The organism is Salipiger aestuarii (assembly GCF_003259905.1).
Classification (GTDB): Bacteria; Pseudomonadota; Alphaproteobacteria; order Rhodobacterales; family Rhodobacteraceae; genus Salipiger; species Salipiger aestuarii.
Window position 1 is genome coordinate 64023 of sequence record NZ_QLMG01000005.1, and the last position, 12828, is coordinate 76850.

The 12828-nt window shown below is 64.9% G+C and carries 14 protein-coding genes; 7 read left to right on the top strand and 7 right to left on the bottom strand.

Going from position 1 to position 12828, the window contains the following annotated elements; genetic code table 11:
• Nucleotides 1–22 precede the first annotated feature (22 nt).
• From ATI53_RS04510 to ATI53_RS04525, 4 genes are all read right to left on the bottom strand, one after another.
• Nucleotides 23–1228, bottom strand: a complete 1206-nt coding sequence (locus tag ATI53_RS04510) for a 3-deoxy-D-manno-octulosonic acid transferase (RefSeq protein ID WP_009505236.1) — start codon at nt 1226–1228, stop codon at nt 23–25.
• 71 nt (nt 1229–1299) lie between these two features.
• Complete coding sequence (locus ATI53_RS04515) at nt 1300–1884, bottom strand: HNH endonuclease (RefSeq protein ID WP_009505235.1); 585 nt, start codon at nt 1882–1884, stop codon at nt 1300–1302.
• Nucleotides 1885–2102: 218 nt separating this feature from the next.
• Complete coding sequence (locus tag ATI53_RS04520; RefSeq protein ID WP_111549814.1) at nt 2103–2354, bottom strand: hypothetical protein; 252 nt, start codon at nt 2352–2354, stop codon at nt 2103–2105.
• A 115-nt stretch (nt 2355–2469) separates the two neighbouring features.
• A complete protein-coding gene (locus ATI53_RS04525; protein WP_085953230.1) occupies nt 2470–2904 on the bottom strand; it encodes a Fur family transcriptional regulator in 435 nt (144 codons plus the stop codon).
• Between the two features lie 121 nt (nt 2905–3025).
• Between ATI53_RS04525 and ATI53_RS04530 the strand changes: the two genes are divergently transcribed.
• Genes ATI53_RS04530 through ATI53_RS04545 form a run of 4 tightly spaced genes read left to right on the top strand, consistent with a single transcriptional unit; the run spans nt 3026 to nt 6445 of the window.
• Nucleotides 3026–3916, top strand: coding sequence for a metal ABC transporter substrate-binding protein (locus ATI53_RS04530; protein ID WP_111549815.1), 891 nt, complete (start codon nt 3026–3028; stop codon nt 3914–3916).
• Nucleotides 3913–4764, top strand: a complete 852-nt coding sequence (locus ATI53_RS04535) for a manganese/iron ABC transporter ATP-binding protein (RefSeq protein ID WP_009505231.1) — start codon at nt 3913–3915, stop codon at nt 4762–4764. Before ATI53_RS04530 ends, ATI53_RS04535 begins: the two co-directional genes overlap by 4 nt.
• Nucleotides 4761–5615: a metal ABC transporter permease gene (locus tag ATI53_RS04540; RefSeq protein ID WP_009505230.1), complete on the top strand. Its 855-nt coding sequence runs from the start codon at nt 4761–4763 to the stop codon at nt 5613–5615. The genes ATI53_RS04535 and ATI53_RS04540 overlap by 4 nt, the downstream gene beginning before the upstream one ends.
• Nucleotides 5615–6445 carry a metal ABC transporter permease gene (locus tag ATI53_RS04545; protein ID WP_009505229.1) on the top strand — a complete coding sequence of 277 codons (831 nt, stop codon included), beginning with the start codon at nt 5615–5617 and terminating at the stop codon, nt 6443–6445. The genes ATI53_RS04540 and ATI53_RS04545 overlap by 1 nt, the downstream gene beginning before the upstream one ends.
• Before the next feature lie 19 nt (nt 6446–6464).
• Here the strand turns inward: ATI53_RS04545 and ATI53_RS04550 are convergent, their stop codons facing one another.
• A complete protein-coding gene (locus ATI53_RS04550) occupies nt 6465–6779 on the bottom strand; it encodes a DUF6476 family protein (protein WP_111549816.1) in 315 nt (104 codons plus the stop codon).
• On the opposite strand from ATI53_RS04550, the gene ATI53_RS04555 reads away from it, so the two are divergent.
• From ATI53_RS04555 to ATI53_RS04565, 3 genes are all read left to right on the top strand, one after another.
• Entirely contained in the window at nt 6778–7803 is a 1026-nt protein-coding gene (locus ATI53_RS04555) for an RluA family pseudouridine synthase (protein WP_111549817.1), read from the top strand. The two genes, ATI53_RS04550 and ATI53_RS04555, sit on opposite strands and share 2 nt — an antisense overlap.
• 255 nt (nt 7804–8058) lie before the next feature.
• Entirely contained in the window at nt 8059–8955 is an 897-nt protein-coding gene (rpoH, locus tag ATI53_RS04560; protein WP_009505226.1) for an RNA polymerase sigma factor RpoH, read from the top strand.
• A gap of 80 nt (nt 8956–9035) precedes the next feature.
• Nucleotides 9036–9731, top strand: a complete 696-nt coding sequence (locus ATI53_RS04565; RefSeq protein ID WP_111549818.1) for an SDR family NAD(P)-dependent oxidoreductase — start codon at nt 9036–9038, stop codon at nt 9729–9731.
• A 39-nt stretch (nt 9732–9770) separates the two neighbouring features.
• Here the strand turns inward: ATI53_RS04565 and ilvD are convergent, their stop codons facing one another.
• Both ilvD and ATI53_RS04575 read right to left on the bottom strand, forming a co-directional pair.
• The gene (ilvD, locus tag ATI53_RS04570; RefSeq protein ID WP_009505224.1) at nt 9771–11600 is read right to left on the bottom strand and encodes a dihydroxy-acid dehydratase; all 1830 of its coding nucleotides are present in this window, start codon (nt 11598–11600) and stop codon (nt 9771–9773) included.
• Between the two features lie 568 nt (nt 11601–12168).
• Complete coding sequence (locus tag ATI53_RS04575; protein ID WP_009505223.1) at nt 12169–12792, bottom strand: ribonuclease T2 family protein; 624 nt, start codon at nt 12790–12792, stop codon at nt 12169–12171.
• Between the last annotated feature and the right edge of the window lie 36 nt (nt 12793–12828).

Genomic DNA, 12828 nt, shown 5'->3' on the forward strand with positions numbered 1-12828 from the left:
GTAAGGGGTCGGACAGGAATAATCAAGCGGGGGTCAGCGTGTCGAGCCGTGCGCTGATGCCCGCGACAAGCGCCTGCGCATCCATCCGGGGGCGCAGCAGCGCGCGCGCGGCCTGTCCCATCGCGCGCTGACGGGGGTGCAGCGCCAGCAACGCGGCGGCCAGCGTTTCGGCGCTGTCGATGGCGCAGGCGGCGCCGGCGGCGTCGAGCCGGGCAAAGGGCGCGCGGAAATTCCTGACGTCTGGCCCGTGGATCAGCGCGGCGCCACAGGCGGCGGGTTCGTAGGGGGTATGACCGCCGCGATCGGCCAGGGTGCCGCCGATGAACACCCGCCCCGCCGCCGCATAAAACAGTGCCATTTCTCCCAGCGTGTCGGCCAGGTAGACATCCGCATCCGGAGCTTCGCCCAGGCTGCGGCGGGCGACGGTCAGGCCCTTGGCGTTGGCCAGCCGGACGATGTCATCGGCGCGGCGCGGGTGGCGGGGGGCAAGGATCAGCCGCAGCTCGGGTTCCTGCGCGCGGGCGACAAGATGGGCGGTCAGCGCCGTCGCTTCCTCGCCTTCATGGGTCGAGGCGGCAAGCCAGGTGTGGTCCCTGTTCAGCCCGGACAACGTCGCGTCGTGCAGATCAGGCGGGTCGTACAGCGCCTTGAGGTCGACCACCGGCCCGGCGGCGTCCGCCGGCAACCCCGCCGCAAGGTAGCGCGCCAGCGACCCTTCGTCCTGCGCCGACAGCCAGTGGATACGGGCCAGAAGCCGACGTTGCAGCCCGCCGAACAGCCGCCATGCGCGCGCGGTGCGCTCGCTCAGTCGCCCCCCCATGATCAGCACCGGACCGGGACAGCCCAGCACCCGATGCGGCCACAGTTCGGATTCCATCGCCAGATGCGCCCGCACGGACCAGTTGCGCAGGAACCGCCGCGTCACCCACCCCAGGTCCAGCGGCGCAAGTCGCGCGGGCAGGCCCCAGCTTTGGGCCAGCGCGACCCCGGTGACGGAATTGCAGGTGACGACAAGCGCCAGATCGGGCCGGGCGATGCGCAGCGCCTCGATCAGGGGGCGGGCAGAGGCCAGTTCGCCGTTCGAGGCCGCGTGCAGCCACAGGTGGTGCCCCGGTTCGGCGGGCCCAAGCGCAAGGCGCGCGCGCAAATCCCCGAAGCTGCGCCCCAGAACAAGGCGCCCCAGCACAACAGCGGCAAACAGTGTCGTGAGCAGGCGGTAAAGCAGCATAAGATGTCCCGTTGCGATGATGCCACGGGCTTAGGACGGCAGGCGCGCGCGGGCAAGCCTTGGCGCGCCCGTCAGGCGTCCAGCTCGGCGTCCCAGTACAGGTAGTCCATCCAGCTTTCATGCAGGTGGCCGGGCGGAAACTTGCGCCCGGTGTTCATCAGTTCGGACGCGCCGGGCTGGCGGGGGGTCTTGCGCAGATTCATGCCCGCGCGGCGCAGCGACTTGGACCCCTTGCGCAGGTTGCAAGGCGCGCAGGCGGCCACGACGTTTTCCCAGCTGGTGATGCCCCCGCTGGCGCGCGGCACAACATGATCGAACGTCAGTTCGCCCTTTGAGCCGCAATACTGACAGCGAAATTCATCCCTCAGAAAAAGATTAAAACGCGTGAAGGCCACGCGTTTTCGGGGTTTCACATAATCTTTCAGCACCACAACGCTGGGAATTTTCAGCGTCATCGACGGGCTTCGCACGGTCTCGTCGTATTCGGCGACGATGTCCACCCGTTCGAGAAAAGCCGCCTTGACCGCTTCTTGCCAAGGCCATAGCGAAAGGGGATAGTAGGAAAGCGGCCTGAAATCCGCGTTCAGAACCAGCGCCGGATGGTGCCGCAGCGCTGATGGTTCCCTGACAAAATGCGTTCTGAAGTCGCCGTCCATGAAGTGACTCTTTCCCTGCCCTGTCTGCCCGTACCAAGCACCAGAGCGGGACGACCCGCCCCAGCGTCAAGCCACTATATCCTGCGTCGGCCCTCTGGCAAGCCCCGCAACTTGTGGTGGCGCTATTGTTGGTACCGCGGTTGGGTAAATCTCATGTGACAGGCGCACCCCCCGGCATGGCGCCAAGCGCCACAAGGCCAGGCGACAGGGGCGGACAGTCAGTTGCCGAAATTCGCCACACCGGCGAAATCCATCGTCGCCAGCGCGGCCTTTTGGCGTGGTCCTTCGGCCGTCTCGTCCGGGCCATCGACCTGCACGAGGATACGGTTGGCGATCGGGCCCATGGTCCAGCTGTCTTGAACCGCGAATTTCTGGCGGCCGATCGGGTCGGTTTTCATCCCCACGGCGCCCTCACTGGCGATCGGCGTGGCGCAAAGCGCGGCAAAAGCAGGAATGCCGGGCAGTCGCATGGGGAAACCCCATCAGTTTCGGAAAAATCCATGCGTCACACGATGCCCTCGGCCCGGAACCCTTGCAAGCTGCGGTTTTCCCGACCGGACTGCGGCCGGCGACGGCTGTGGCGTCTCAGTCGGCCGCCCGCTTGCGGCGCACATAAAGCTCCAGCCGATGATGCACGATGTCATAGCCCAGGGCGGCGGCGATCTCGGCCTGCAGCTTCTCGATGCGTTCGGAATGAAATTCGACGACTGCGCCGGTGTCGACGTCGATCATGTGGTCGTGATGGGCGGTTTTTGCATGTTCGAAACGCGCGGCCTCGCCTTCGAACTGGTGCCGGTGGATGACGCCCTGCGATTCCAGTTCGGTCAGGGTGCGATAGACGGTCGACAGCGAAATGCCGGGCACCTTTTCATGGGCGCGGCGGTGGAGTTCAACCGCATCGGGGTGGTCTTTTGCCGCCGCCACGACCGCGAGCAGCGCGGCGCGCTGGCGGGTGATGCGGACCCCGGCGCGGCGCAGCGCCCCGGTCAGTTCCTGCGTTCGTGTCTCGATTGAAATCATGCGCCCGAATTTGCGCCATCGCGGCGTGTGGCGCAAGCGTTTCCTGCAAATCATTCGCAACTGGATTGAAAATTGCAAATCATTCCTACATGCATCTGGGACGCAGCGCAGGAGAATGCTCATGTTTTTACGACGCACGGTACTGGGATTCATCGGGGTGCTGGCGCTGGCCCCGCTGCCCGCCATCGCTGCCGAAAGGATCCGGGTCGCCACCACATTTACCGTGATCGCCGACATGGCGCAGAACGTGGCGGGGGACGCCGCCGAGGTGGTGTCGATCACCAAACCGGGGGCCGAGATCCACGGCTATCAGCCCACGCCCCGCGACCTTGTGGCGGCGCATGACGTGGACCTTATCCTGTGGAACGGTCTGAATCTGGAAACCTGGTTCGAACAGTTCTTCGGCAATCTTCGCGATGTGCCTGCTGCTGTCGTATCCGAGGGGATCGAGCCGATCTCGATCTCGGGCGGGGAATATGACGGCAAGCCCAACCCGCACGGCTGGATGGCGCTGAGTTCGGCGCTGATTTATGTGGACAACATCCGTGACGCGCTGAGCGGCGTCGATCCGGATAACGCCGAAACCTATGCCGCGAACGCCGAAAGCTACAAGGCCAGTATCGCTGCCACCATCGGTCCGCTGCGCGAAGCGGCGCTGGCATTGCCCGGCTCCCGGCGCTGGCTGGTGACATCCGAGGGCGCGTTTTCCTATCTTGCCCGCGACTTCGGCTTGCAGGAACTGTACCTGTGGCCGATCAACGCCGATGCCCAGGGCACACCCAGCCAGGTGCGGGCGGTGATCGACGGGGTGCGCGAGCACGACATCCCGGCGGTGTTCTCGGAATCCACCGTGTCGGACAAGCCGGCGAAACAGGTGGCGCGGGAAACCGGGGCAAGCTACGGCGGCGTCCTGTATGTAGATTCGCTGTCCGAAGCAGGCGGGCCGGTGCCGACCTATCTGGATCTGCTGCGCGTCACCTCGGAAACCATTCTGAAAGGGTTGCAGCAATGACAGAGGGCATCCGCGCCGACAACGTGACCGTGACGTATCGCAACGGGCATACCGCCCTTCGGGACGCGAGTTTCGCATTGCCCACGGGCACCATCACCGCCCTCGTGGGGGTGAACGGCGCGGGCAAGTCGACCCTGTTCAAGGCGCTCATGGGCTTTGTGCCCGTGACGCGGGGCAGGGTCGAAATTCTTGGCCGCCCGGCGGGCGAGATGATGAAGAGCCAGGCGCTGGCCTATGTGCCCCAGGTCGAAGAGGTCGACTGGAGCTTTCCGGTGCTGGTCGAAGACGTGGTGATGATGGGCCGCTATGGGCACATGGGCTTTCTGCGCCGCCCCCGCGCCGCAGACCACGAGGCCGTGTCCGCCGCGCTTGCCCGCCTGAACATGACTGAGTTTCGCCACCGCCAGATCGGGGAATTGTCGGGCGGGCAGAAAAAGCGCGTCTTTCTGGCACGCGCGCTGGCGCAGGATGCGCAGGTGATCCTGCTGGACGAACCCTTTACCGGGGTCGATGTGCAGACCGAAGAGCAGATCATCGCCCTGTTGCGCGAACTGCGCGACGAGGGGCGGGTGATGCTGGTGGCGACGCATAACCTTGGGTCCGTGCCGGAATTCTGCGATCGGGTGGTGCTGGTCAAGGGCACGGTGCTGGCTTACGGGCCGACCGCAGAGGTGTTCACCGCCGACCGCCTGCGCGAAGCCTTTGGCGGCGTGTTGCGCCATTTCATGCTGGGCGGTGACCGCTTGCACGATGACGAAGATCCCCGCGAACTGGGCATCTTTACGGATGATGAACGCCCGCTGGTGGTGTACGACGAACGGGTCAGAACAGTGAAACCGCGCGCATGACCTGGCTTGAACCTTTCACATACGGGTACATGACGAACGCGATCTGGGTTTCGGCCCTTGTCGGCGGGGTCTGTGCGTTCCTGTCGGCCTACCTCGTGCTCAAGGGCTGGTCGCTGATCGGCGACGCGCTGTCGCATTCCGTGGTGCCGGGGGTGGCGGGGGCATACATGCTCGGGCTGCCGTTCGCTCTGGGGGCGTTCCTGTCTGGCGGGTTGGCTGCGTTGGCGATGTTGTTCCTGCGCAGCCGGTCCGGTCTGAAAGAAGACGTGGTGATCGGCCTGATCTTTACCGCGTTCTTCGGGATGGGGCTGTTCATGGTGTCGCTGAACCCCATGGCCGTGTCGATCCAGACCATCACCATGGGCAACATTCTTGCAATTTCGCCGCAGGACACGCTGCAACTGGTGCTGATCGGAGGCATCTCGCTGGCGGTGCTGCTGGCCAAATGGCGCGACCTGCTGGCGGTGTTCTTTGACGAAGCTCACGCCCGCACCATCGGCCTTCCGGTCACGACGCTGCGGCTGGTGTTCTTTACGCTGCTGTCGGCCTCGACCGTGGCGGCGATGCAGACGGTGGGCGCGTTTCTGGTAATTGCGCTGGTGGTGACGCCGGGCGCGACGGCCTATCTGCTGACCGACCGGTTCGGACGCATGCTGGCGCTGTCGGTTGCCATCGGCACAATCAGTTCCGCCGTGGGGGCCTATGCCAGCTATTTTCTGGACGGGGCGACCGGGGGCATCATCGTGTGCCTGCAAACCGCGCTGTTTCTGCTGGCCTTTGTCTTTGCGCCGACCCACGGCACGCTGGCGGCCCGGCGCAAGGCGCTTGCCGCGCTGACAGAGGTGAACTGATGGACAGCCTGCTTTTGCCATTCCAGTTTCCGTTCATGCAGAACGGGTTTCTGATCGTTGCGCTGATCGCGCCCGCAGGGGCGTTGCTGAGCTGTTTTCTGGTGCTCAAGGGCTGGGCGCTGCTGGGCGATGCCACCAGCCATGCGGTGCTGCCGGGTGTGGTGCTGGCCTATATGGCGGGCATTCCGCTGTTGATCGGGGCATTCCTTGCGGCACTGTTCTGCGCGCTGTCCACCGGGTTCATCGGGGCCAATTCAAGGGTCAAGCAGGATACGGTCATGGGGGTCGTGTTCTCGGGCATGTTTGGCGCGGGGATCGTGCTTTACACCAGTATCGAAAGCGCGCTGCATCTGGATCATATCCTGTTCGGCGACATGATGGGCGTGCAATCGGGCGACCTGTGGACGGCGGGCGTGATCTCGGGCGTTGTAACGCTGGGCCTGCTGGTCAAGTGGCGCGACATCCTCGCCCATGCGTTCGACCCGGTGCAGGCCAGGATGATCGGCCTGCGCGTGGGCGTCATACATTACGGGCTTCTGGTGGCGTTGTCTGCCACGATCGTGGCGATGCTGTCATCGGTCGGGATCATCCTTGCGGTGGCCTATCTGATCGCGCCGGGGGCGATTGCCTTTCTGCTGGTGCGCAGTTTCGGCGTCATGCTGTGGGTGGCGACGGGCGCGGCGCTGGTGGCGGGGATCGTCGGCACCTACGCGGCATTCTGGCTGGACAGTTCGCCCGCGCCGACCATCGTGCTGGTCCTGACGGGGATGTTTCTGGCGGCCCTCGGCTGGCGTCAGCTTCTGATCGCAAGGCACCAGCAAGCGGCGTGAACGTGGCGCTCAGGGCGGCTCACGGCGCGGGTTCAATGCCTATGGTCTGGCGCAGAGATCCGGTCGCACGGTCGAAAATCAGGATTTCGTCGCCTTGGGTCACCACCGCATACCAGTCTGACCCCTGGGTATAGGCGGTGGCCCTGGCGCCATCGGGCAGGGTGATCGCGTCCGGCAACGGCGCGCGCGCGTTCGTGTAACGGATGACAACCAGCCCCAACAGCGTTAGAAGCCCCGCGATCATCACCCCCGTCAGCACGGTCACCAACAGCCGCAAAAAGCGCAGGTTGGCCGGTTCGGGCAGTTTCTCGTCGGCATCCGGAGTCCGGGACATGGAAAATCCTTTGCGCATCACCATCGGGGAAGCCCCGCCTTTGCGCCTTGATAAGGCGCTCGCGCGCGATGTGCCAGAGCAGGCGGCGCTGTCGCGCACCCGTCTGACAAGGCTGATCGCCGAAGGCGCCGTGACCCGCGCGGGCGAGGTGCTGAGCGACCCCAAGGCCAGGGTCTCCGAGGGCGATGAGATCGACATCATCCTGCCCGAACCCGAAGCCAGCCATATCGGTCCCGAAGACATCCCGCTGGATATCGTCTGGGAAGACCCCGACCTGGTGGTGGTCAACAAACCTGTCGGCATGGTGGTGCATCCCGCGCCCGGCACCCCGACTGGCACGCTGGTGAACGCGCTGCTGCACCATTTCGGCGGAGAGCTGTCCGGCGTGGGCGGCGTGGCGCGCCCCGGCATCGTGCACCGAATCGACAAGGACACCAGCGGCCTGCTTGTGGTGGCGAAATCCGACCGCGCCCATCACGGGCTTGCCGCGCAGTTCGAAGCCCACAGCGCCGACCGCGCCTATCTGGCGATCTGCCACGGGGTGCCGGATGCGGGCGACCCGCGCCTGCTGGGCACGCGCGGCGTGTCGATGGAACCGGGCAGCGTGATCCTGATACAGTCGGGGCTGGCGCGGCACCGCACCGACCGGCAGCGCCAGGCGGTCTATTTCGACGGGCAGGGGCGCCATGCCATCACCCGCGCCCGTGTGCTGGAACACTTCGGCACGCCTGCCGCGCTGGCGCTGGTGGAATGCCGGCTGGAAACCGGACGCACCCACCAGATTCGCGTTCACATGGCCCATGCCGGGCACGGGCTTGTCGGCGATCAGACCTATGGCGGGCGGCGCAAACCCGCCGCCAGGGCGCTGGGCGAAGCCGCTGCCGCCGCGATCATCGCGTTTCCCCGGCAGGCGTTGCACGCCGCAAAGCTGGGCTTTGATCACCCCGTCACTGGCGAGCGGCTGGATTTCGAGGCGCCCCTGCCAACCGACATGACCCGGCTTCTGGCCGTGTTACGCGGTTGATCTGATCGTGTGCGCACACATTGGTTACATATTTTGTGAATACCTGCTCGAACGCACATCTGTCATAGTCTTCCCGATCCGGTGAACCACGGCAGATGGCGGACCTTTTCGACGGAAATCCGCGTTAGCTTCGTAACAACCAGGAACCGTTAGCATGGACCGGCCAGCCGGGCCGGGACTTGAAACACCACACGGGCTATCCCAAATGGGATGTTAAGCCTCATAACATTGGAGGGAAATGGGCAAGTGAGCAATATGACCAGATACGCCAACCTTCCGGCACCGTCGCCGGAAGCGGGGCTGAGCCGTTACCTGTCCGAGATCCGGAAGTTTCCGCTTCTGGAACCTGAAGAAGAATACATGCTTGCAAAACGCTGGGTCGAGGATGGCGATTCCGCCTCGGCCCATCGCATGGTCACGTCGCACCTGCGTCTCGCGGCCAAGATCGCCATGGGCTATCGCGGCTATGGCCTGCCCCAGGCCGAGGTGATCTCGGAGGCGAACGTCGGCCTGATGCAGGCGGTCAAACGCTTTGACCCGGAAAAGGGCTTTCGCCTTGCCACCTACGCGATGTGGTGGATCCGCGCGTCGATCCAGGAATACATTCTGCGGTCGTGGTCGCTGGTGAAGCTGGGCACCACCTCGGCGCAGAAAAAGCTGTTCTTCAACCTGCGCAAGGCGAAATCCCGCATCGGCGCGCTGGAAGAGGGCGACCTGCGCCCCGAACATGTCACCAGGATCGCCACCGATCTCGGGGTCACCGAAACCGAGGTCATCTCGATGAACCGGCGCATGTCGGGGGGGGACGCGTCGCTGAACGCCACGGTGGGCAGCGATGACGATGGGTCGATGCAGTGGCAGGACTGGCTGGAAGACGAAAGCGCCGATCAGGCCACCGACTACGCCGAACGCGACGAGCTGGACGCGCGCCGCGCCCTGCTCGCGCAGGCCATGGATGTGTTGAATGATCGTGAAAAGGACATCCTGACCCAACGCCGTCTGTCCGAAAAGCCTGTCACGCTGGAAGACCTGTCCAGCGTCTATGACGTCAGCCGCGAACGCATCCGCCAGATCGAGGTGCGCGCCTTTGAAAAGCTGCAAAAGCGCATGCGCGAGCTGGCGCAGGAACAGGGGATGATGGCGACGGCCTGATCCCGGCAAAGCCCGCCCTTCGGATCCGGAGGGCGGGCCTTTTTTGAAATTGGCGCGATAGCAATGACGAAAGGGCCGATATGACACGGGTCGTTCTGGTAACCGGAGGCGCGCGCGGCATCGGGCGCGCCATCGCCGAGGATTTTTCGCGCGACCATGCCGTCGCGCTGACGTGGAATACCACGCAACCGTCGGGTATTCTGGATGAAATCCTCAAAATCCAGGTGGACCTGACCGGCGCCGGCTCGGCGGATATGGTGGTTCAGGCGGTGTTGGAACGCTTTGGCCGGATTGATGTGATGGTCAACAACGCGGGGCTGATCCGGCCATCCGCCAAGGACAGCGTCGATGCGGCGGCGCTGCACCAGATGCTGGACGTCAACCTTCTGGCACCCGGTGCGCTGCTGGCGGCCGCGTTGCCCCATCTGGGACCGGGGGCGGCAATCGTGAATATCTCGTCGATGAATGCGGTGTTGCCACCGCGCGATGCGTCGATCTACGGCGCCAGCAAAGCCGCGCTGAATCTGTGGACCCGTGCGATGGCCAAGGAACTTGGCCCCCGCCAGATCCGCGTCAACGCCGTGGCGCCGGGCGCGATCAACATCCCCGAATCCCCGCGCCCCGATGATCTGACAGACCTGATTGTGAAGGACACCGCCCTTGGGCGGATCGGACGGCCCGACGACATCGCGCGGGCAGTGCGGTTTCTGGCAAGCGACGCCGCCGGGTTCATCACCGGAGAGGTGCTGACAGTGTCCGGCGGCTACCGCCTGTAACAGCCGTGGCCCCCGCGACCGGGGACCACGACGGCGCATTCAGATCTGACGCACGGCGCCTTTCGAGGCACTGGTGGTCAGGGCGGCATAGGCCTTGAGCGCCTTCGATATCTTGCGCTTGCGCTTTTCCTCGGGCTGCCAACCGGCCTCGTCCCGTTTGAGCCGGCGGTCGGCCAGCACGGCGTCATCGACCGCCAGGTGGATCTTGCGCGCGGGGATGTCGATCTCGATCAGGTCGCCGTTTTCCACAAGGCCGATGGCGCCGCCCTCGGCCGCTTCGGGCGACACATGCCCGATCGACAGGCCCGAAGACCCCCCCGAAAAGCGCCCGTCGGTGATCAGCGCGCAATCCTTGCCCAGCCCTTTGGATTTCAGATAGCTGGTCGGGTACAGCATTTCCTGCATCCCCGGCCCGCCGCGCGGCCCTTCGTAGCGGATCAGAACAATGTCGCCGGGCACGATCTTGCCGGTCAGGATCGCGCTGACAGCCGTGTCCTGCGATTCGAAAATGCGTGCGGGGCCGGAAAACACCAGGATCGAGTCATCGACCCCGGCGGTTTTCACGATGCAGCCATCCTCGGCGAGGTTGCCATACAAAACCGCAAGACCGCCATCCTTGGAAAACGCATGTTCGGCGTCCCGGATCACGCCGGTCTGGCGGTCAAGGTCCAGCGTGTCATAGCGGCGATCCGTCGAAAACGCCTGTGTGGTGCGCACGCCGCCGGGCGCGGCCCGAAAGAAATCATGCACCGATTCGGAATTGGTGCGCGACACGTCCCAGCGGTCCAGCGCGTGGGCCATGGTTTCCGCGTGAATGGTCGGCACGCTGGTGTCGATCAGGCCGGCGCGGTCAAGCTGACCCAGGATCGACATGATGCCGCCCGCGCGGTGAACGTCTTCCATGTGCACATCGTCCTTGGCGGGGGCCACCTTGCACAGTACGGGAACCTGGCGCGACAGCCTGTCGATCTCGGCCATGTCAAAGGCGACCTCGCCTTCGGACGCGGCGGCGAGCAGGTGCAGCACGGTGTTGGTCGATCCGCCCATGGCGATGTCCAGCGTCATGGCGTTCTGAAATGCCTCGAAGGTTGCAATGGACCGGGGCAGGACCGATGCGTCGTTCTGCTCGTAATACCGCTTGGCCAGATCGACGATCAGGTGCCCCGCCTCGACGAACAGGCGCTTGCGGTCGGCATGGGTGGCAAGGGTCGAGCCGTTGCCCGGCAGCGACAGGCCGAGCGCCTCGGTCAGGCAGTTCATCGAATTGGCGGTGAACATGCCCGAACAGGACCCGCAGGTTGGGCAGGCGGCCTCTTCGATGGCCTGCACCTGGGCGTCGGTGTATGTGTCATCCGCCGCGGCAACCATGGCATCGACGAGATCCAGCGCCTTTTCCCCGTCCTCCCATTCGACCTTGCCGGCCTCCATCGGGCCGCCGGATACGAACACCACGGGGATGTTCAGCCGCATCGACGCCATCAGCATGCCGGGGGTGATCTTGTCGCAGTTGGAAATGCACACCATGGCATCGGCGCAATGGGCGTTCACCATGTATTCCACGCTGTCGGCGATGATTTCGCGCGAGGGCAGAGAATAGAGCATTCCGTCATGGCCCATGGCGATGCCGTCGTCGACCGCGATGGTGTTGAATTCCTTGGCCACGCCGCCCGCTTTTTCAACTTCGCGCGCGACCATCTGCCCCAGATCCTTGAGATGGACGTGACCTGGCACGAACTGGGTAAAGCTGTTCACGATCGCGATGATCGGCTTGTTCCAGTCGCCGTCGGTCATGCCGGTGGCGCGCCACAGACCGCGGGCGCCGGCCATGTTGCGGCCATGGGTGGTGGTGCGAGAGCGATAGGCGGGCATGGGTTTCCCCCTTATTAGCGGTGTCGGCGCTGTGTAACGCCCGCAGGCCGTTGCGGCAAGCGGTGGTTCCGGGGGGCTGAACGTCTGCGTCGCGTGGATTGTCGCGCGCCAGCGCGATGCGGCGCGCGTGGCGAAGACCACGGCAAGACAATGGCGCCGGAACCATCGCCCGGCGCTGGCAGCGAAAGCGGTGGCGCAACCCAGGCGCAGATCCGCTTGGCGAACGCCCGCCCCCTGTTTACAGCCTCCCCGTGGCGAAGCACGGGCCCCCCCGTCAACGCACGGCTGCCTGATCTCGGCGCTGACGAAGATCGGTGCGGTCGGTATCGGTGCCTTTGACCAGACCGCTCAATGCTGGCACTGCAGGGCGTCATATCTGATCGCAGCGTGGATCTGCGTCGTAGAGCGCCCGCACAGGTATGTCGGTCATGTCAGGTCAGCGCGCCGCGCCAGTTCGCCCGCCGGTGATGCGTTCCAACGCGACCCAGGCCGCCGCGATACGTTTGACACGTCAGGTCGAAAACGCCCTGGCGCGCATGACGGGCCGCGCCTTTTGTCGGCATGGCGCTCAGCGCACAGGATCGACCAGGGCGCTGTTCAGCGTGCAGTCGCGCACCACATCCTGCCCGCATGGCACAGGGACAAGGTCCTTGGACAGGCACAGCCGGGCTTCCTGGATACGTCCGTCGCGACAGGTGATGGTCACCATATCCGGCTCCCAGCCATCATTCGCCTTCAAAAACGCCTCTTCGATCACCGAGGCGGGCAGCGTGACCGGCTTGTCCAGCGCGCGAAGAACCGCCGGGCGCATCACCTGATCGTAAGCCTTGCGCGACAACGCGAAATAATCCCGCGCGGACAGGCCGGTGCAGACGCCGTGCTTGTGCCATTCATGCCAGGCCAACCCGGCCGTGCCCATGATGTCGGCCATGTCGCTGGTCATGGCGCGGCTGGGCGGGCGCTGGGTCGTCGGGCAATGGGCCGGATAGCCGCGGTGGTACTGGGGCCAGAGGCCGTGCAGGACCCAGCCCAGCGGGCGGTCGCACTGGGGCGACTGACGCGCATCGCCTTCAAGCGCGCACCAGGTCGGCGACCAGCCGAGCGACAGGACGTAATAGTCGAAGTCACCCGAGGGCTCTCCGTCGGCGCGGGCAAGTCCCGCGCACAGGATCAGCGGCAGCAACCATCGCATTTTCTCTTCCCTCTTCAGCCTGATTTCACTATATAG

Coding starts and splice junctions, on each gene's coding strand:
- ATI53_RS04510 (WP_009505236.1), bottom strand. CDS start 1,228: ATGCTGCTTTACCGCCTGCTCACGACACTGTTTGCCGCTGTTGTGCTG.
- ATI53_RS04515 (WP_009505235.1), bottom strand. CDS start 1,884: ATGGACGGCGACTTCAGAACGCATTTTGTCAGGGAACCATCAGCGCTG.
- ATI53_RS04520 (WP_111549814.1), bottom strand. CDS start 2,354: ATGCGACTGCCCGGCATTCCTGCTTTTGCCGCGCTTTGCGCCACGCCG.
- ATI53_RS04525 (WP_085953230.1), bottom strand. CDS start 2,904: ATGATTTCAATCGAGACACGAACGCAGGAACTGACCGGGGCGCTGCGC.
- ATI53_RS04530 (WP_111549815.1), top strand. CDS start 3,026: ATGTTTTTACGACGCACGGTACTGGGATTCATCGGGGTGCTGGCGCTG.
- ATI53_RS04535 (WP_009505231.1), top strand. CDS start 3,913: ATGACAGAGGGCATCCGCGCCGACAACGTGACCGTGACGTATCGCAAC.
- ATI53_RS04540 (WP_009505230.1), top strand. CDS start 4,761: ATGACCTGGCTTGAACCTTTCACATACGGGTACATGACGAACGCGATC.
- ATI53_RS04545 (WP_009505229.1), top strand. CDS start 5,615: ATGGACAGCCTGCTTTTGCCATTCCAGTTTCCGTTCATGCAGAACGGG.
- ATI53_RS04555 (WP_111549817.1), top strand. CDS start 6,778: ATGGAAAATCCTTTGCGCATCACCATCGGGGAAGCCCCGCCTTTGCGC.
- ATI53_RS04550 (WP_111549816.1), bottom strand. CDS start 6,779: ATGTCCCGGACTCCGGATGCCGACGAGAAACTGCCCGAACCGGCCAAC.
- rpoH (WP_009505226.1), top strand. CDS start 8,059: ATGACCAGATACGCCAACCTTCCGGCACCGTCGCCGGAAGCGGGGCTG.
- ATI53_RS04565 (WP_111549818.1), top strand. CDS start 9,036: ATGACACGGGTCGTTCTGGTAACCGGAGGCGCGCGCGGCATCGGGCGC.
- ilvD (WP_009505224.1), bottom strand. CDS start 11,600: ATGCCCGCCTATCGCTCTCGCACCACCACCCATGGCCGCAACATGGCC.
- ATI53_RS04575 (WP_009505223.1), bottom strand. CDS start 12,792: ATGCGATGGTTGCTGCCGCTGATCCTGTGCGCGGGACTTGCCCGCGCC.